This is a genomic window from Ammoniphilus oxalaticus, from assembly GCF_003609605.1.
GTDB classification, from domain to species: domain Bacteria; phylum Bacillota; class Bacilli; order Aneurinibacillales; family RAOX-1; genus Ammoniphilus; species Ammoniphilus oxalaticus.
Window position 1 is genome coordinate 352,679 of record NZ_MCHY01000009.1, and the last position, 17,595, is coordinate 370,273.

Annotated in this window: 19 protein-coding genes; 16 read left to right on the forward strand and 3 right to left on the reverse strand. The window is 41.8% G+C overall.

Annotated elements, in window-relative coordinates:
- Positions 1 to 90 precede the first annotated feature (90 nt).
- The 8 genes from rpsF to BEP19_RS13215 all read left to right on the forward strand — a co-directional run bounded on the left by rpsF (position 91) and on the right by BEP19_RS13215 (position 7,382).
- A complete protein-coding gene (gene rpsF, locus BEP19_RS13180) occupies positions 91 to 378 on the forward strand; it encodes a 30S ribosomal protein S6 (RefSeq protein WP_120190378.1) in 288 nt (95 codons plus the stop codon).
- 25 nt (positions 379 to 403) lie between these two features.
- Positions 404 to 847, forward strand: coding sequence for a single-stranded DNA-binding protein (gene ssb / locus BEP19_RS13185; protein ID WP_120190379.1), 444 nt, complete (start codon positions 404 to 406; stop codon positions 845 to 847).
- Positions 848 to 875: 28 nt separating this feature from the next.
- A complete protein-coding gene (gene rpsR / locus BEP19_RS13190) occupies positions 876 to 1,112 on the forward strand; it encodes a 30S ribosomal protein S18 (RefSeq protein WP_120190380.1) in 237 nt (78 codons plus the stop codon).
- A gap of 95 nt (positions 1,113 to 1,207) precedes the next feature.
- Positions 1,208 to 2,143, forward strand: coding sequence for a YybS family protein (locus BEP19_RS13195; protein WP_147393796.1), 936 nt, complete (start codon positions 1,208 to 1,210; stop codon positions 2,141 to 2,143).
- 12 nt (positions 2,144 to 2,155) lie between these two features.
- Positions 2,156 to 4,120: a DHH family phosphoesterase gene (locus tag BEP19_RS13200; protein ID WP_120190382.1), complete on the forward strand. Its 1,965-nt coding sequence runs from the start codon at positions 2,156 to 2,158 to the stop codon at positions 4,118 to 4,120.
- The gene (gene rplI, locus BEP19_RS13205) at positions 4,117 to 4,563 is read left to right on the forward strand and encodes a 50S ribosomal protein L9 (protein ID WP_120190383.1); all 447 of its coding nucleotides are present in this window, start codon (positions 4,117 to 4,119) and stop codon (positions 4,561 to 4,563) included. Before BEP19_RS13200 ends, rplI begins: the two co-directional genes overlap by 4 nt.
- A gap of 32 nt (positions 4,564 to 4,595) precedes the next feature.
- Positions 4,596 to 5,942 carry a replicative DNA helicase gene (dnaB, locus tag BEP19_RS13210; protein WP_120190384.1) on the forward strand — a complete coding sequence of 449 codons (1,347 nt, stop codon included), beginning with the start codon at positions 4,596 to 4,598 and terminating at the stop codon, positions 5,940 to 5,942.
- Between the two features lie 150 nt (positions 5,943 to 6,092).
- Positions 6,093 to 7,382, forward strand: coding sequence for an adenylosuccinate synthase (locus tag BEP19_RS13215; RefSeq protein WP_120190385.1), 1,290 nt, complete (start codon positions 6,093 to 6,095; stop codon positions 7,380 to 7,382).
- Between the two features lie 46 nt (positions 7,383 to 7,428).
- On the opposite strand, the gene BEP19_RS13220 is transcribed toward BEP19_RS13215, so the two are convergent.
- Positions 7,429 to 7,803, reverse strand: a complete 375-nt coding sequence (locus BEP19_RS13220; RefSeq protein ID WP_120190386.1) for a hypothetical protein — start codon at positions 7,801 to 7,803, stop codon at positions 7,429 to 7,431.
- A gap of 181 nt (positions 7,804 to 7,984) precedes the next feature.
- On the opposite strand from BEP19_RS13220, the gene BEP19_RS13225 reads away from it, so the two are divergent.
- Both BEP19_RS13225 and BEP19_RS13230 read left to right on the forward strand, forming a co-directional pair.
- Positions 7,985 to 9,403, forward strand: a complete 1,419-nt coding sequence (locus tag BEP19_RS13225) for a peptidoglycan DD-metalloendopeptidase family protein (RefSeq protein WP_120190387.1) — start codon at positions 7,985 to 7,987, stop codon at positions 9,401 to 9,403.
- Positions 9,404 to 9,503: 100 nt separating this feature from the next.
- Positions 9,504 to 10,292 carry an MBL fold metallo-hydrolase gene (locus tag BEP19_RS13230; RefSeq protein ID WP_120190388.1) on the forward strand — a complete coding sequence of 263 codons (789 nt, stop codon included), beginning with the start codon at positions 9,504 to 9,506 and terminating at the stop codon, positions 10,290 to 10,292.
- A gap of 2 nt (positions 10,293 to 10,294) precedes the next feature.
- Here the strand turns inward: BEP19_RS13230 and BEP19_RS13235 are convergent, their stop codons facing one another.
- The gene (locus BEP19_RS13235) at positions 10,295 to 10,519 is read right to left on the reverse strand and encodes a hypothetical protein (protein ID WP_120190389.1); all 225 of its coding nucleotides are present in this window, start codon (positions 10,517 to 10,519) and stop codon (positions 10,295 to 10,297) included.
- Between the two features lie 204 nt (positions 10,520 to 10,723).
- On the opposite strand from BEP19_RS13235, the gene BEP19_RS13240 reads away from it, so the two are divergent.
- The 6 genes from BEP19_RS13240 to BEP19_RS13265 all read left to right on the forward strand — a co-directional run bounded on the left by BEP19_RS13240 (position 10,724) and on the right by BEP19_RS13265 (position 15,943).
- Entirely contained in the window at positions 10,724 to 10,891 is a 168-nt protein-coding gene (locus BEP19_RS13240; protein ID WP_120190390.1) for a CxxH/CxxC protein, read from the forward strand.
- 97 nt (positions 10,892 to 10,988) lie between these two features.
- On the forward strand, positions 10,989 to 11,468 hold the full coding sequence (gene rlmH, locus BEP19_RS13245; RefSeq protein WP_120190391.1) for a 23S rRNA (pseudouridine(1915)-N(3))-methyltransferase RlmH: 480 nt from the start codon (positions 10,989 to 10,991) through the stop codon (positions 11,466 to 11,468).
- A 106-nt stretch (positions 11,469 to 11,574) separates the two neighbouring features.
- Positions 11,575 to 12,258 (forward strand): RluA family pseudouridine synthase, encoded by a 684-nt coding sequence (locus BEP19_RS13250; RefSeq protein WP_120190392.1) that lies wholly within the window; start codon positions 11,575 to 11,577, stop codon positions 12,256 to 12,258.
- A gap of 426 nt (positions 12,259 to 12,684) precedes the next feature.
- Entirely contained in the window at positions 12,685 to 13,884 is a 1,200-nt protein-coding gene (locus BEP19_RS13255; protein ID WP_120190393.1) for a DUF4317 domain-containing protein, read from the forward strand.
- A 302-nt stretch (positions 13,885 to 14,186) separates the two neighbouring features.
- Positions 14,187 to 15,368, forward strand: a complete 1,182-nt coding sequence (locus BEP19_RS13260) for a ParM/StbA family protein (protein ID WP_120190394.1) — start codon at positions 14,187 to 14,189, stop codon at positions 15,366 to 15,368.
- 11 nt (positions 15,369 to 15,379) lie between these two features.
- Positions 15,380 to 15,943 carry an uL1 family ribosomal protein gene (locus tag BEP19_RS13265; protein WP_120190395.1) on the forward strand — a complete coding sequence of 188 codons (564 nt, stop codon included), beginning with the start codon at positions 15,380 to 15,382 and terminating at the stop codon, positions 15,941 to 15,943.
- Positions 15,944 to 16,046: 103 nt separating this feature from the next.
- On the opposite strand, the gene mgtE is transcribed toward BEP19_RS13265, so the two are convergent.
- The gene (gene mgtE / locus BEP19_RS13270; protein WP_120190396.1) at positions 16,047 to 17,414 is read right to left on the reverse strand and encodes a magnesium transporter; all 1,368 of its coding nucleotides are present in this window, start codon (positions 17,412 to 17,414) and stop codon (positions 16,047 to 16,049) included.
- Positions 17,415 to 17,595: the final 181 nt, after the last annotated feature.

Here is a 17,595-nt window from a genome sequence, read left to right on the forward strand (position 1 = left end):
CTAATTCAAAACACTTTTTGAAATGGAAACGAACAACTCGCTCCTTGCCCTTATTTAATAAGGGCCGTTAGTCCAAAAGGAGGTGAAGAGATGCGGAATTACGAGTTGATGTATATCCAGCGTCCAGAAGCTGAAGAGGAAAGCAGAACTTCAAATACGGAACGCTTTCAATCCATTATTACAAATAGTGGCGGAGAAATCACCAACGTAGAAGATATGGGTAAGCGCCGTCTTGCTTACGAAATCGATAAGATCCGTGAAGGATTCTACGTTTTAACCAACTTCAAGGCTGAACCTGAAGCGGTAAGTGAACTCGAGCGGATCATGAAGATAAATGATGACGTTATCCGTTATTTAATCGTTAGAGAAGATGACTAATTGATGTCTTGGGGGAGGGGTATTCTTGATTAACCGTGTCGTGCTTGTCGGTCGTCTTACAAGGGATCCAGAACTTAGATATACACCATCTGGAGTAGCTGTAACCACGTTTACAATAGCTGTCAATCGTACTTTTTCTAATGCTCAAGGGGAGCGGGAAGCGGACTTTATTAATGTGGTCGCTTGGCGTCAGTTGGCAGAGTTATGCGCTAACTATCTAAAGAAAGGTTCCCAAGCGGGACTGGACGGACGTTTGCAAACCCGTAACTATGAGAATAAGGAAGGTAGACGCGTATTTGTAACCGAGGTTGTTGCCGATAATGTTCAATTTCTCTCTCCAGCTGGAGAACGTAGAGAGAGTGGTGGTGGCGGAGGATCAGGCGCAGGATATGGATTTGATCAAATGGATGACCCCTTCGCAAATGATAGCAAAACGGTTGATATCTCTGATGACGATTTACCGTTTTAAGAGAGCCGATTAAGAAGGAGGGATTTAGATGGCAGGCCCAAGAGGCAGACGTGGTAGACGTCGTAAGGTTTGTTACTTTACTGTAAATAAAATTTCAAAAATCGATTATAAAGACATCGATACATTGAAGAAGTTTGTTAGTGAACGAGGCAAGATTCTTCCTCGTCGTGTAACGGGAACTTCAGCGAAGTATCAACGTCAATTAACGAGAGCAATCAAACGCGCTCGTCAAATCGCTTTGTTACCATACACAACTGAATCATAAGACATAGAGGGAGCGCTGCGGTGTTCCCTTTTTTAATACTTTACATATTTCAAAATGAACTTACATATAAAAGCAAAGAACAAGGGGCGGGTGACATGCAAAACGAAGTGCGCGCCATGTTGGAAGGGGCTCTCATCAGCGGTCTCTTTTTAGTGATGATTTTTCTTACAATCTATACGCCGCTTGGGATCGTGACAGCGCTCGCTTTACCGATTCCATTTACTGTGTATGCGGCTCGACATCGTCTTCGAAATGCGATCCTTGTTATCGTGGCAAGCGGATTGTTAACGATTATAATTGGCGCATTGCCATCCATTCTGTTGTCGCTATTTGCGGGCGTGTTAGGGACGGTGATGGGGACGGCTTATCATCGACAGAAGTCTGCGTTTATCGCCTTTGTCGGTGGATTGTTGGCGAGTTTGTGTCTGTTGATTCTAGGGGTCGTTGTAAGTTATTACATGACGAAAATCAATCCGATTACAGCGATGCAAACCATGTTAAAAGAATCGATGGCGATGAGTAAAGCCATGCTGGAAAATTTTAACATGGTCGATCCAAAGCAAGTGGATAAAATGGATGAAATGATTGAATTCGTACCAAAACTAGCGCCAATGTTACTTATATTTGCCTCAGCTCAATCCGCGATGTTAAACCACTGGTTATCTCGCAAAATTTTGCGACGTTTAGGTTCTCCCGCTCCCGCGTTTCCGCCATTTCGGGATTGGAGATGGCCGCGGTCGATGCTCTACATTTACCTTGGCGTCACCATTGCCGCAATTTTTCTCAGCGCTAATCAAGATCAATTTAGTTATGTGATTGTCCTAAATTTAAAACCAATTCTTGATACGCTGATGATCATTCAGGGATTGAGTTTGGTCAGTTTTTATTCCCACCAAAAGGGGTGGGGCAGAGGATTGCTGATTATTGCTATCGTTATGCTATTTATTTTTTCGCCAATCCCTTTTATACTAGTGTTATTGGGTGTTTTAGATTTGAGTATGAATGTTAGGAAGCCATTGAGCAAAAAGTAAGGAGCCGAATCAATGAAAAAGTTCCTCCTAAAGCGTTGGCATGGATTGCATATGATCCTAGCTTTTATCTTATGTATGATTCTGCTTGCCGTTCTGTCGATATATAACTGGTCCATAGCTTTGCTAGGCGTATTTGCTTTGCTAGCGTTGGCTGGTTTTATTTATAAGGCGGAGCAGGCGTTTCGAGCAGACTTACAGCAGTATATTCTGACGCTCAGCCATCGGGTTAAACGAGCGGGCGATGAAGTATTGAATGAAATGGAGTTAGGGATTGTACTCTACAGTGAGGAAAAACGAATAGAGTGGTATAATCCGTATATGTTAGCGTTAACAGATCAAGAATCGCTATCGGGTCAAGATTTAATGGATGTTATTCCCCAGCTAGCTGATCTGACACCAGGAGAAAAAAAGTGTGAAATTACGATGAACAAACGAATTTATGAGGTGCTTGTTCACGCGGAAGAAAGGCTTCTTTATTTTACAGATGTTACGGAATTTAGAGAGCTGGAGCTTCGCTATCATCAGGAGAAGGTTGTTTTCGCGATCATTCATTTAGATAATCTCGATGAAGTTTCCCAGGTGATGGATGAACAAAGCCGTAGTTTAATGCTGACAAATGTAACGGGCGCCATTAAGGAATGGGCCCAAAAGTATAAGATCTACTTGCGTAGCACCGCCTCAGATAAATTTTTAGCGGTGATGGATGAGGGAACATTGCAACAAGCGCTTGATACTGGGTTTGATATTTTAGATGTCGTTCGGGAAATGACGGCAAACAATAAAATTCCGATTACGCTCAGTATCGGAGTAGGGGCCGGGGATGAGGAGTTTTTAAAACTGGGTGAGATGGCCCAATCGAGTCTAGATATTGCCCTCGGTCGCGGAGGAGATCAGGCGGCGGTCAAACAGGGCGAAAAGATGACGTTTTATGGCGGCAAGTCGAATGCGGTGGAAAAACGAACGAGAGTGCGGGCGCGGGTCATTTCGCATGCGTTGCGCGATTTAATTTTAGAAAGCGACAAAGTGATCGTAATGGGACATCGTTTTCCTGATATGGATTGTATCGGATCATCGATCGGTATTTTAAAAGCTGTTCACGCCAATCAACGAGACGGATTCATTGTATTGGATAAAGTAAATCCATCGATTGAACGTCTGATGGCGGTCATTTCCGAACATGAAACATTGCCGGAATATTTCATCAGTCCCGACCAAGCGCTGGCAATGACGACCTCAAGAACACTCATTGTCTTAGTCGATACTCACCGTCCATCGATGGCGATTGAACCAAAATTACTGCAATTGACGAGTCGGGTAATGGTCATTGATCATCATCGTCGTTCGGAAGAATTTGTTGAGGATCCCGTGCTTATTTATATTGAACCGTATGCATCCTCTACATGTGAGCTCGTGACGGAATTGTTGCAATATCAGAGTGAGAAGTTTACAATGGACAGTCTGGAAGCGACTGCGCTTCTTTCAGGGATTGTTGTCGATACGAAGAGTTTTGCTTTTCGAACGGGCGCCAGAACCTTTGAAGCCGCTTCCTTTTTAAGAAGAAATGGCGCAGAGCCGACAATGGTGCAACGAATGTTGAAGGAAGATCTTCCGCAATTTATTAAACGATCAGAACTTATGCAAAACACGGAGATTTTATTTGATATTTACGCGGTTGCGGTCGGAAGTGAAGACGAGAGTTATAGTCAAATGATGATTGCTCAAACAGCGGATTCATTGTTAACGATTTCGGGAATTCAGGCCTCTTTTATTGTTGCTCAGAGACACGATGAATCGATTGGAATTAGCGCCCGTTCATTGGGCGATATTAACGTGCAAATGATTATGGAACAGATGGGCGGCGGCGGTCATTTAACAAATGCCGCGACTCAAATCAAAGAGATGTCATTAGATGAGGTTGTTAAACAACTGAAATCAGTCATATATGAATATCATGAAGAGGGGAGCTCGACGAAATGAAAGTAATCTTGCAAAAGGATGTTAAGGGACACGGGAAAAAGGGCGAACTGGTTGAAGTTTCTGAAGGCTATGCTCGAAATTTCCTTTTACCAAGGGGTCTGGCGGTAGAAGCGACGAGCGGCAACCTGAAAAGTTTTAAACAGCGTAAAAAAAGCGAAGAGAAAAGAAAAGAGGAAGAAAAAGATCAAGCGATCCAGCTTGCTGAAGATCTAAAAGAGCTAACGATCCGAATCCCTGCCAAAACAGGAGAAGGCGGTCGTTTATTTGGAGCGGTTTCTAGTAAGCAAATTGCTGACGCGTTGAAGAAGGAAAACCTAAAAATTGATCGTCGTAAGTTAGTTCTAGACGAGCCAATCAAGACACTTGGCGTAACGAAAGTGCCTGTGAAGTTACATCCAGATGTGACAGGCGAGTTAAATGTCCATGTTGTAGAAGAAAACTAATGTAGAAACAAATATGAAGCGAGGTGAGTAATGTGAGCGATATCCTTGCTGATCGAACTCCGCCCCATAATATCGAAGCTGAACAAGCTGTATTAGGGGCGATCTTTTTGGAGCAGGATGCATTGGTTTCAGCGAACGAGATTATTGCGCCTGGTGATTTTTACCGTCCTGCCCATCAACGCATTTTTCAGGCGATGACGGAATTAGCGGAGCGTGGAGAACCAGTCGATCTCGTAACCGTGACGGCCGGTTTAGAGACGCGTAAGTTATTAGAAGACGTAGGCGGGGTTAGTTACTTAACCGATTTGGCAAACGCTGTGCCGACAGCGGCAAATATCGAACACTACTGTCGAATCATTGAACAGAAAGCTGTCTTACGTCAATTGATTCGGACAGCTACGAAAATTGTTACGGATGGATTCAACCAGTCTGAAGATTTAGGAGACTTGTTGTCAGACGCCGAAAAGAATATTATGCAAATCTCGCAACGCAGGACGCGTGGTGGTTTTCAACACATTAAGGATGTTTTGATGGATGCGTACGAGCGAATTGAGACGTTGTCTGTAAGCAAGGGAGAGGTCACAGGTTTGCCAACAGGCTATCCCGACCTTGATAAGATGACATCTGGATTGCAAAAGAGTGATTTGATTATTCTTGCCGCTCGCCCTTCCGTTGGAAAAACGGCTTTTGCCCTTAATGTGGCCCAGAATGTTGCGGCAAGAGCGGGAGAGGTTGTTGCTATTTTTAGTTTAGAGATGGCCGCTGCCCAATTAGTGATGCGGATGATTTGCGCGGAAGGAAATATTGATTCAGGAAAAATTCGGACAGGCTATCTCGATGATGATGATTGGCGGAAGTTGACAATGTCAATCGGCACACTATCGAAAGCCTCTATTTTTATCGATGACACGCCGGGGATCACGATGCCGGAAATTCGCTCTAAATGTCGTAGATTGCTGGCGGAGCAAGGAAATATTGGCTTGGTGTTAATTGATTATTTACAGCTTATATCTGGAAGAGGCGGCGGCGATAACCGTCAGCAGGAAGTATCTGAAATTTCTCGATCCTTGAAATTGATGGCGAGGGAATTACACTGCCCTGTGATGGCTTTATCGCAGTTGAGCCGTTCGGTTGAGCAGAGACAAGATAAACGACCGATGCTGTCCGACATTCGTGAATCAGGCTCGATTGAACAGGATGCCGATATCGTTGCCTTTTTATATCGCGAGGACTACTATGATCAGGAAACAGAAGACAAGAATGTGATCGAAGTCATTATCGGTAAGCAAAGAAGCGGACCTACGGGCACGGTGAAGCTGGCTTTTTTAAAGGAATATAATAAATTTGTCAGCTTAGAGCAACATCACCAGGCCCTCTAGGTCCTTTTGTTTTGCCAATTGGATGGATTGATTGAATGTAAGACGAACGAATCATGTGTAAAAAAACACAATGTTCGTGTTCTGCGTTGACAATCATGTGGTTAAACTGTAAACTAGGTATGTTCTTTTAATTGTTTTGGAGGTGTCTTGATGTCATCTGTAGTTGTAGTTGGAACCCAGTGGGGAGATGAAGGAAAAGGTAAGATCACAGATTATTTAGCTGAGAGAGCGGAAGTGATTGCCCGTTATCAAGGTGGAAATAATGCGGGTCATACGATCGTTTTTAATAATACGACATACAAATTGCATCTTATTCCTTCCGGGGTTTTTAATAAAGAGAAAACATGTGTCATTGGGAATGGTATGGTTGTTGATCCGAAAGCGCTTGTTGAGGAATTGGAGTACTTACACGGGCATGGTGTAAATACGGACAACCTGCGCATTAGTGATCGGGCCCACTTGATCCTTCCTTATCATCTTCGTTTAGATCAAGTAGAAGAAGAAAGCAAGGGCTCAAATAAAATTGGCACAACAGGCAAAGGAATTGGACCTGCGTATATGGATAAAGCGGCTCGGATCGGGATTCGAATGGCCGATTTAATGGATGCGGAAGAATTCGAACGAAAGTTGCGTCGAAACCTTGAAGAAAAGAATCGAATCTTGGAGAAAGTTTATAGTACGGAAGGGTTTACCGTCGAAGGTATTCTTGATGAATACTTAACAATCGCTGAAAAAATTAGGGGATATGTTACAGATACGTCTGTAGTGCTTAATGACGCGATTGATGCGGGAAAACGTGTCTTATTTGAAGGAGCGCAAGGGGTCATGCTGGACATTGACCAAGGGACTTATCCTTTTGTAACTTCATCTAATCCCGTTGCGGGAGGCGTTTGCATCGGTTCAGGGGTCGGACCAACGAAAATTGATCAAGTTGTTGGGGTCGCAAAGGCTTATACAACACGTGTTGGAGATGGACCTTTCCCAACCGAATTGAACAATGAAATAGGCGATCGTATTCGCGAAGTTGGAAGAGAATATGGCACGACAACAGGACGACCGCGTCGTGTTGGTTGGTTTGACAGCGTCGTTGTGCGTCATGCGCGTCGGGTCAGCGGTATTACGGGGTTATCGTTAAATTCAATTGATGTCTTGACCGGGATCGAATCGTTAAAAATTTGTAAAGCTTACCGCTATCGCGGTGAAATTATCGATTCTTACCCAGCTAATTTGAATGTATTGGCTGAATGTGAACCGATTTACGAAGAACTACCGGGTTGGACAGAAGATATTACAGGTGTAAAAACGATGGCAGAATTGCCCGAGAATGCTCGTCACTATATTGAACGGGTAAGTTCATTGACGGGAATCCCTATTGCGATTTTCTCTGTAGGTCCAGATCGAGATCAAACAAATGTTATAAAAAGTGTGTATGGGCTATAGTCATAAGATGAGTAAAAGGCGCTGATTTTCAGCGCCTTTTACTTTTTTAGATATTTCCGCCATATTGTTTAATGATCTGCTCTGCTTGTTCTGCTTGGTCAGCGGGGACAACCGCAGTGAGTAACACGCCTTGATTAACTTCAGGCATCATCCCGTCGCCGTCTGACATCCCGCTGGCGCTGACGTCAGTAGCGGCTAGGATGGCTGCTGACTTGGAATTGAACTCGGCATCGAGTGTCAAGTAACCAAGGCTTGGGATGTTTCCTGTGAGCGGATTCATCACTTGTTGCGGACCTTCGCCAGGGTATGGACTAATTTGATCGACTTGAGTGATCGTGAAACCCGCCTCGTTTAGAGCTTGTTCAGCTGCCTGCGCATCATCAATTGAGACAAAGCCAGCGAGAAAGTTCTTTTTTGCCATGGTTGTACCCCCTAAAAAAATAAGTTGTTGTCGAATTGTGTAGAAATCGAAAAAAAGTTGAATGATACGCTCGAACTGTGTTAGGTTAGTTAGTGGTAAGGATTTGAATAAAAAATGGTTAATATCCCCTGAATTTTAGGTTTTTATTCAGGATTCAACCTGATGAAATCTGGAGGTCAAGATGGAACGATTGAAAAAGGCGAAAGCTTGGTTATCTAATCAATTACGCCGAGGCGTTACTTTCGCTAAGTTGAATAAAGGAAAAACGGCTGCAATCTTAGTGACAGCCCCTTTATTTATTACGGGAACCACCTTAGCTAGTCATTATTATAATGCAAACTCTACAACCTTATACTACGTGTACGTAGACGGTGAAGAAGTGGGAGCGGTTGATGACCCTAATCGGGTGCATAGCTATATCCAGCAAGAAATTGCGCGGCAACGCGAAAAACAGATCAAGCCAAAAGTTGCAAGTGAACTGAAATTTAAAGAGGCGTCGTCATTAAAGGAAAAGCCAAATACAACGGAAACATTAAAACTGTTGGAAAGGGAGATAAAATTTAGCGCGGCAGCGAAATCGCTTTCCATTGACGGAAAAATTGCTGGCTATGTGTCGGATCAACAGGATGTCAGCGCTCTTTTAAATGAAGTAAAGGGCAAGTACGGGCCTTTGCCTGAAGCAGATGAAGAGGCGACAACTGTGGTCGATTTTAAAGAGGATGTGAAGATTAAAAACGATGAAGTTTCCCCGCGCAAGGTGATTACCGCGGAACAACTAAAAACGTTAATTGAAGATGGAACATTGGAACAAGTGACGCATACGGTTACGGAAGGCGACACTTTAAGTATGATTGCCGAACAATATGACATTAAAACGAAAGATATTATTCGGATGAATCCTGAATTGACAGAAGAATCATTGCTTCAGTTAGGACAAAATATTAATGTGACAGCGGCCAAGCCTTTACTTACTGTGCGTAAAGTGGAAAAGATTAAAGAGAAGATCGTATTAGATTATAGTCTTGAAGTTGAAATGAACGAAGAAATGTATCGTGGTGATTCTCGGGTGATTCAAGCGGGACAAGAAGGTCTAAAGGAGATTACATACGAGATTGTAGAAGAAAATGGTTTAGAGATTGAGAAGAAGGTTATTGATGAACAGATCATTTCTGAACCGATTAGTAAGATCATGCAAAGAGGTACGAAGGTCAAGCCTGATCGTGGCAGCGGTAGTTTTTTATGGCCGACAAATGGGGGCAGAATTTCGAGCGTATACGGGCAACGCTGGGGACGTATGCATAAAGGAATTGATATCGCGGGTGTCTCTGATCGAACGATTAAGGCAGCGGATAATGGCCGAGTCGCATCAGCTGGTTGGAACGGGAATTATGGAAATTGTGTGATTATTGACCATGGCAACGGCTATCGAACGTTGTACGGGCATTTAAGTTCAATCGATGTATCGGTCGGTCATGTTGTTGAACGAGGGGAAAAAGTAGGAGTTATGGGCAGTACGGGTCACTCGACTGGCGTGCATCTTCATTTTGAAGTCATCCAAAATGGAAGTCATCGAAATCCGCTAGATTTCGTTCATCGATAAAAAGGTAGCAGGGATTCCCCTGCTGCTTTTTTCATGAGAAAAGAAAGGATAGCCATGGTATGATAGAGGAAGAGTAATTTAGCTGTTGGGGGAAAAAAGCATGCGATTTAGTATTTTGGCAAGTGGGAGTACAGGCAATTCAATTCTTGTTGAAACAGATCAGACAACACTTTTGTTTGATGCTGGACTAAGCGGAAAACAAATAGAAACGCGTTTAAAAGAAATTGAGATTGATCCGCGTAGCATCGATGCGATTGTTGTCACGCATGAACATTCTGACCACATTAAAGGTGTCGGTGTCTTAGCGCGAAGATACAGTTTACCGGTTTATACGCATGAAAAGACTTGGGTAGAAATGGACCGCTTGATTGGCGAGATCCCAATTGAACAGAAGTTTAGTTTTGATGAAGGCGAAGTAAGATCATTCGCTGACCTTAGTGTTGAAAGTTTCGCGATCTCTCATGACGCCGCTTTTCCGATGGGTTTTTGTATTTATGAAGGGGATAAAAAGCTAACGATTGCTACTGATCTAGGATATGTTAGTCAGCGAATAAAGGAAACGATCTCAGGTTCCAACGCTTATATCTTTGAATCGAATCACGATGTTGAAATGTTAAGGATGGGTCGCTATCCGTGGAATATCAAACGACGCATCTTAAGTGATGTCGGGCATCTCTCAAATGAGGATGCCGGAGAAGCATTATCCGACATCCTGGAAGGGCAAGGGGAGAAAGTGTATCTATCCCATTTAAGCCAAGATAATAATATGACGGAGTTAGCGCGTCTAACGGTGAAGAACATATTAGAAGAAAGCGGGTTTAGCGTTGATAAAGATGTAAAATTATTAAGCACGTCTCCGATTAAACCAACGCCAATTGATGAAATTTAATTTCAATCGACGTTGGATGACGCCGATCTTGTGATTAAATCCAGTGTCATATCCACTTCTAGTTCTTTTGTTTTTTGCAAAACTGCTTTTCTAGAGACGATCCCATTTTCTACAAGTAGTTCTACTAGAGCGGAGATAACGAGCGTGTTGTTATAGTCGACCTCTTTTAGGTCAGAAAGTTGGGCGACAAGATCGATTTCATCAATCGGTCGAAAGTTTCGTTTCATTTGTATTGACTCCTTTCAGAAACAGTGGTTATACTTCCATAGTAGCCCAGTTGATCGGTTAATATACTATCAGATAATTTTATAAGATATACGTTGAATATACGCGTAGATAGGGCGGGACATCGCCCTATTTTTTTCTCTTTAATTTGGAGCAGAGCAGTCTATACTAAGCTATATGAACAATTGAGAAAGGAGTCAGAGAAGATGATTATTTGCTGCGGGGAACATATGGACCGAGCGATTGATGATTTTGTTGATGAGTATGAAGATGCCCCAGATATTTATAAATTGACCACCACAACCTTTACCGCATGGACTCCGCCAACATGTTGCGAATATTGTAAGCAAGCTTCAGTCTATTTAGTAATTTAAGTTATTCACAGAGCGAATGTTAAAATCAACAGAATTGTGCATATGTGGATAACTTTTGTGGATAAGTGGATTATTTAGGGGATAAAGGGAGCCAGTTATGAATATTTCTATCATTTCAGTTGGAAAGTTGAAGGAAAAGTATTTGAAAATGGGGATTGAGGAGTATCGAAAGCGATTAACGCCATACGCTAAAATCCGTCTTTTGGAGGTTAATGATGAAAAGGCTCCAGAAAACTTGAGCGAAGCGGAAATGAGGCAAGTAAAGGAACGGGAAGGGCAGCGTATTTTAGCGCAGATTAAGCCAGAAACGTATGTTATTGCCTTAGCAATAGAAGGGGAGAAGTGGTCTTCGGAAAAACTAGCGAGTCAACTTGATGCGTATGGTACCTATGGAAGAAGTTCGGTCGCTTTTGTGATCGGGGGCTCTTTAGGGCTTTCTTCAGCCGTCTTGCAACGGGCCAATCAACAAATATCTTTTTCTAATATGACCTTCCCGCATCAGTTGGTTCGCTTAATCCTACTAGAGCAAATCTATCGCGGTTTTAAAATCAATCGGAATGAACCGTACCATAAATAAATGAGGCAAGAGGGACTTAATCATTCAAGTCCTTTTTTATCATGTTACAAATACGATAATAAAATGATAAGATAGAAGCAATATGCCTTCAGGAGATGAAGAATCCATGAAAATTCCAATCTTGTTTGAAGATAATCATCTGCTTTTGGTAGAAAAGCCGATTAATGTCCCTGTTCAAGCGGATCGTAGTGGGGATCTAGATTTGTTAACGATATTAAAGAATGATATAAAGGAACGCTATCAAAAGACTGGTAACGTTTATTTGGGACTTGTGCACCGTTTAGACCGTCCCGTTGGCGGGGCGATGGTATTCGCAAAAACATCGAAGGCGGCTTCAAGATTATCTGATATGTTTCGTAGACAAGCGGTTAAACGGAAATATTTTGCGGTTGTCCATGGAATCCCACGCAAGAAAAAAGGGAAACTGGCGCATTATCTTCTTAAAGATAACCGGAAGAATAAGGTGTCCGTTGTTTCTCCTAACCATCCAAAAGCTAAAAAGGCTGTACTAGACTATGAGGTTATAGAATCGAGAAAAGGGTTTAGCCTACTTTCTGTCAAGCTCCACACCGGAAGACCACATCAAATTCGAGTTCAGTTGTCTAAAATGGGCAATCCCATTTTTGGGGATCAAAAGTACGGCGAGCATCTGAGCAAACCGAGACAACAACTTGCGCTTTGGGCCTATTCTATTTATTTCGAACATCCAGTTAGGAAGGAACCTTTAGGAATTGAGTCTGCGCCGCCGAATGACTATCCTTGGGAATTTATGAGGGACTATATAAAGTAGGGCAATGTGATTGCGTTAAATAACGAAATGCAATAAAACCGATGGAAAAGGTCCGTTGATTTATAGAGACCTTTTCTGTTCCTTTACCGAAATAATTTTTGCATCCACCCCGTATTCTCTTCTAATTAATTTGCGAGCTCCAACCGTCGTTCTTGCGTTGACCTGTTTCATTTGCCTGATACCATTTAGTTTCACTTCAACGAGGAAACGTTTTGAATTTCACATCATATCCTGTTCTCACCTCTCGCGTAGTTCCGTTTGCTTCCTATTATTGTAGAGTAATTCTCTTAAAAGGGAAAATGATCTTCTAGATGTCACTGTCTATAGCTTAAACCTTGTTATAATAAGGGAGTGTCAAAAAATGAAGTGTATTTTTTGCGCTCTTTTTTGTTTTGCATTTTATGAATTGGGGAGTTGGAATAGTAGATGAATAGAAAGGATGTTGCCGCGCTTCGTAGGCAATTAAAGTTGGATAACGATTTATTATCGATTACTCATATTTATAACGTTTTTATTAAACAGGAGAGCAGTGATATTTACCACGAAGAATGTCAGGCGTTTGCTCTGCTTGATCGTGAACAACAGGAGTTATTTTTGGCTAATTTTAAAAAGGTGTTAGGCGGCAGACTAGGTGAGAAGCTGTTTGAAATACGATTCCAGCGTTCAGCTGTTGATCAGCCAAATGAGACGCAACAACGGTTGTATGAAGGGTTACAGACAGGTGATCTTGGAGAATGGAAGGCAATCTTACGAGAATTGGCTCTAAAGATGGTCCAGGACGTTCAGTATGATAAAGATATTGTCATTACGTACATACGCGGCGATTATCGTAAACCAACAAAAAGGCATTCTCAAGAAACAGAAATACATGAATTTGATGAGGTATACAGGACTCCATTCATGCTTTGTAGTTTAAATCAAACGGAACAGCCGAAACGTTCCCTCATATTTGATTTTATTGAAAAAGAGTTCAAATTGAATTGGATGGCGGATCCAGTCATTAACTTAACCTCTCCCCTTGGCGGCTTTTTATTTCCTTGCTTCACCGATAATGCGGCTGACGTCAATCATATTCTATATGCTGCTGGAAAAGCGAACCAACCGGACATGCGCTTTATCGAAAGTGTGTTGGGTGGCGAGCAAATGATGACAGCAAAGGAGGATAAGGCTGTTTTTGAAGAGATCGTTAAAGAAGTGATAGGGGATCAGGTTAACGCGGAAACGCTGTCTAACGTATATGAGGAAATTAATCGATTGATTGACGAAGAGGAAGAAGAGCAAGAAACGTCGGCGATGTTGGATACGAAAGTAGTCGAGCGTGTGTTGAAGGTAAGCGGGGTAGAAGAAGCGGACACGGAGAAAGTGCAAAAAGCTTTTAAAAAGGTAGTTGATGATGAAAATTATGAGTTAAAGGCAAGCCATGTCCTTCCTAGCTTTACTTCCAAATCGATCAAGATTGATACAAAGGTAGCTAAAATTTCGATCAGCCCCCAAGATTTAAAGTATGTCAGACAGGTTAACTTGAATGGGAAGCGGTGCATATTGATCGAAGTTGAAGAAGACGCAGTCATAGAGGGCTTTACGCTACTTCCAGAAGAGTTGTTGAAAGAGGGAGAGAGTCGGTAACAAATAAGTTCTCCAAGTCCATCCTAGTAGAGTAAAAGTAGAGATGCAGATACTGATTGGGCTCGTATACTGAATTGAATACAAGTATACAGGATGTACACAACCGTATACGTTAGAGTAAACAAGTGTACAGTTGTGTATACTTGTTGATTTAACAATATGTGTACCATTTTGTAGACGAATATACTAAAATAGTAAACATGTTTACATTTAGTAATAGAGACAAAAGTTGGATGGACCAATCAATAGAAATTAGGTAACATCTTACTTAAATTACCACGTTGAGAGGAATGGTTTAGTTAATGAGTACTCGAATTGCGGCAGTCGATGTAGGAAATGATTCACTAAAGGCTATTTTTGGGAAGATGGATTCAGAAGTAAATATTCCAAACGTGGTGGCGATTGATGTTGCAGATCGTCCTGTAATCGGAATAGAAGAGTTGGATAATCAAAATCCTTTTGAAGGGATTCACGTTCGTCTGCATTCACCAGCTTTAATGAATAATAATGTGATCTATCGTGTGGGGCACTTGGCGACAAGGGCTGATAACTCGACTGAATTAGATCCCGGCAGCAATAAGTCCGAAGAAGATCAGACAATTGTAATGCTGCTAACTTCTATTGCGTTAGATGCGGTTCGCGATGAGAATCGACATCTTTTTAAGCGGGCTAACAATGTTATTGAGGCTACGTATACGCTAGGCACAGGGCTTCCATTGCGGGAAGTGAAAGAAGGGCGAGATGTTGCTTACCGATCTAGTTTACTTGGCTCTGTGCACCAAGTAGAATTTTTAGTAACGCCGAAGTATCAAGGCTTAAAGGTAAATATTAAATTCGATGAGGTCAAGGTTTATCCGGAAGGGTTTGCCGCTTTCATTAATCTTGTAATGGACAACGATTTAAATATTATCAATAAAGAACTGATCGATAAGAGAATTATTATTCAAGATATCGGCGGTTTGTCGACGGATATTGCGGTCATCGCTAATCGCAGGGTCGATGATGATAAGGCGCAAGGTTTTAACATTGGTGTTTCGGAATCCCTTGACTCAATTCGCGATGAAATTCGCACGAAACATGGTGTGGAATTAGATAGTCGACGTGATATCGTCGAAATCATTACAAAGAAAAATGATCGAAACCACATTATGGTGAAGGGAAGTCGAACGAGCGTTCACGATATTGTTGATCGTTTGCTGTTGGAATTGGCGAAGAAACAATATCGTCATTTGCGCAATGTTTGGCAAAGAAATTCTCAGACAGAGATTTGTTATTTTGTTGGCGGGGGCTCAATCGTTTTAAAGGATTATTTAAAAACCCTCAACAATAATTTAGACGGATACAACATTGACTTTTTTGAAGACGAAAAAGAAAGCATCTGGATGATGGCGAATGCTTACTACAAGTTAATTGCTGATTTTGCTAGAAAGAATCAAAAGCCAACAAAGCCAAGTGACGATCAAAAAGCAGCTAGCTCTAAATAGGGTGATTTTACATGAAGGAAGTAGAAATAAAAAGAGGACAACCGATTACGTTCCGAGTTCCCTCTGATACGCCTGATCATATTTTAAAACACTTAGGTCATTTGAAGAAGACGGAAAAAAGGAACTTCTCCAGTAAAATTGCTGAATTTGTGTTGAATGGGGTCAGTGATTCGAAATCAAAGCAAAGGGAAACGTTGACAATCGTCTTGCCAAAAGGTTTAAGCAAAACGCAGCGCGATTGGATCAAGCATGAACATTCGGAAGCTTTATTAGGGAGTATTGTTTATCAATTGTTGGCGGACCCTGTACGGGCTGCCTCGCTTTTAGCAACACTTAATAGTAGAGCGCTAGATATCGATGAGGCGCTTTACCTTCAGGAAGAAACCGTAAATCATGAGCCGATACCTGAAACGGTAAAATTGGAAGAGCAGCAAATTGAGGAACGATTGGATGATGATTTAGACAGCTTCAACTGGGAAACAGCAACAAAGGCTGATTCGGATCTCGCAGAAGAAGATAAAGTGGAAGACTTGGATGATTTACTTGGCGATTTTCTAGCGCAAATGAATAAGTAAAGGTTATCCACATGTGGATAAAAAGGTTTTCTGTCATAGGCAGGAAACCTTTTTATTTTTAATGTAACTAAAAAACCCCGCCTAAAGGATAGGCGGGAGTGATTTAAAGTAAAATTTCACTATATTTTGATATGAACATCGTTGCAATTCCGAAATAAATAAGCAACGATAAAATGTCATTAAGCGTCGTGATCAGTGGACCTGAAGCAACAGCAGGGTCCACATTAAATTTATACAAGACCAAGGGGATAATGGTTCCCGCTAAAGTTCCGATAATTAATGTAAGTAATAGCGAGCTACCGACAATGAGACCGATCACTTTACCCTTCCAAACAACAGCGATAATGGAGATCATTATTGCGCATATAATTCCGATAATGATCCCAACCCAAAGTTCGCGAAGAATGAGTTTAAGTGATTCTTTAAAATCTAGATCCTTGGAGACGAGGCCGCGCACGACAACGGCGAGTGATTGCGTCCCAGTGTTTCCGGTCATACCTGCAATCATCGGCATAAAGAATGTAAGAGCGATCACTTTTTCAATGGTTGCAGAAAATCCGTCTATAATACTTCCGGAAACAAGTCCAATTAACAAAAGCAGAATTAACCAAGGCAGGCGTCGATAGGCGGCAACCCATGGTTTTGTGTTGAAATCGATCGCTTTACCAGAAGCGGATAATTTCTCGATGTCTTCATTTGCTTCTTGAATGACGACATCAATAATGTCATCGACGGTGATAATCCCGACCAGATGATTATCATCTTCGACGACAGGCATAGCAACAAAATCATATCTCCGAATGAGTTTGGCAACCTCTTCCTGGTCTGTAAGCACATCAACTTTAACAACACGGCTAAACATGATGTCTTCAATCTTATCGTACAAATCGGCGAGTAATAGATCTTTATAAGAAACAACGCCGACAAGTTTTTTATCTTGATCGATTACGTAAAGGTAGTTCAGGTATTGCGCAAGTTCGGCGAAGTCTTTTAATTTATCAACTGCTTCTCGAACCGTGTAGTGCTCATCGATCCATACGTATCGATTATTCATGATCCTTCCCGCCGTTTCCGATGGGTAGTTCATCAGGTTTTGAACAATCTCAGATTCTTCTTCTTTCATCCCCGATAAGAGTTCTTCAATCTTGTCGGGTTCAAGATCGGTCAGTAAATTAGCAAGGTCATCATTTTCCATCAAATCAAGGACTTCTGTCGTTTTTTCAATCCCTAATTTGTAGAGAATATCTAATTGCTCTTCTTTTTCAAGCTCATTAATAAAACCAGTTAGTTGCTCGAGCGAAATACTTAGTAGGAATTTACTTCTATGTTTAATCGGTAAATGGCGATATTGCTGCGCGATATCGTAAGGATGTAACTCATATAGAAGATCCTGGACCGTATTCTTTTTCCCTTCTTTTATCGCTTGAACGATGGCGAGGGTAATTTCATCTTCAGTCATTGCTAATGACATAAGTTCGTCGCCTCCTTTGCATGAAAAAACATGGTGATTCTCCCTTGTTATTATTCCCACAAATACCGGAAGGGGAACCATTTTGGGACATGAATGACAATAATGTTCAATCCCTCACATTACATGATCTAATTGACTTTAGCAACAGCTATCCCCGTTTATTTTGTAAAATGTTAGTAAG

Excerpts from the sequence above, each read along its gene's own strand:
- BEP19_RS13230 (WP_120190388.1), top strand. The coding sequence starts at position 9,504 with ATGCGATTTAGTATTTTGGCAAGTGGGAGTACAGGCAATTCAATTCTT.
- BEP19_RS13220 (WP_120190386.1), bottom strand. The coding sequence starts at position 7,803 with ATGGCAAAAAAGAACTTTCTCGCTGGCTTTGTCTCAATTGATGATGCG.
- rlmH (WP_120190391.1), top strand. The coding sequence starts at position 10,989 with ATGAATATTTCTATCATTTCAGTTGGAAAGTTGAAGGAAAAGTATTTG.
- BEP19_RS13265 (WP_120190395.1), top strand. The coding sequence starts at position 15,380 with ATGAAGGAAGTAGAAATAAAAAGAGGACAACCGATTACGTTCCGAGTT.
- BEP19_RS13250 (WP_120190392.1), top strand. The coding sequence starts at position 11,575 with ATGAAAATTCCAATCTTGTTTGAAGATAATCATCTGCTTTTGGTAGAA.
- BEP19_RS13235 (WP_120190389.1), bottom strand. The coding sequence starts at position 10,519 with ATGAAACGAAACTTTCGACCGATTGATGAAATCGATCTTGTCGCCCAA.
- BEP19_RS13260 (WP_120190394.1), top strand. The coding sequence starts at position 14,187 with ATGAGTACTCGAATTGCGGCAGTCGATGTAGGAAATGATTCACTAAAG.
- BEP19_RS13255 (WP_120190393.1), top strand. The coding sequence starts at position 12,685 with ATGAATAGAAAGGATGTTGCCGCGCTTCGTAGGCAATTAAAGTTGGAT.
- BEP19_RS13225 (WP_120190387.1), top strand. The coding sequence starts at position 7,985 with ATGGAACGATTGAAAAAGGCGAAAGCTTGGTTATCTAATCAATTACGC.
- BEP19_RS13240 (WP_120190390.1), top strand. The coding sequence starts at position 10,724 with ATGATTATTTGCTGCGGGGAACATATGGACCGAGCGATTGATGATTTT.
- rplI (WP_120190383.1), top strand. The coding sequence starts at position 4,117 with ATGAAAGTAATCTTGCAAAAGGATGTTAAGGGACACGGGAAAAAGGGC.
- BEP19_RS13195 (WP_147393796.1), top strand. The coding sequence starts at position 1,208 with ATGCAAAACGAAGTGCGCGCCATGTTGGAAGGGGCTCTCATCAGCGGT.
- rpsF (WP_120190378.1), top strand. The coding sequence starts at position 91 with ATGCGGAATTACGAGTTGATGTATATCCAGCGTCCAGAAGCTGAAGAG.
- BEP19_RS13215 (WP_120190385.1), top strand. The coding sequence starts at position 6,093 with ATGTCATCTGTAGTTGTAGTTGGAACCCAGTGGGGAGATGAAGGAAAA.
- mgtE (WP_120190396.1), bottom strand. The coding sequence starts at position 17,414 with ATGTCATTAGCAATGACTGAAGATGAAATTACCCTCGCCATCGTTCAA.
- BEP19_RS13200 (WP_120190382.1), top strand. The coding sequence starts at position 2,156 with ATGAAAAAGTTCCTCCTAAAGCGTTGGCATGGATTGCATATGATCCTA.
- rpsR (WP_120190380.1), top strand. The coding sequence starts at position 876 with ATGGCAGGCCCAAGAGGCAGACGTGGTAGACGTCGTAAGGTTTGTTAC.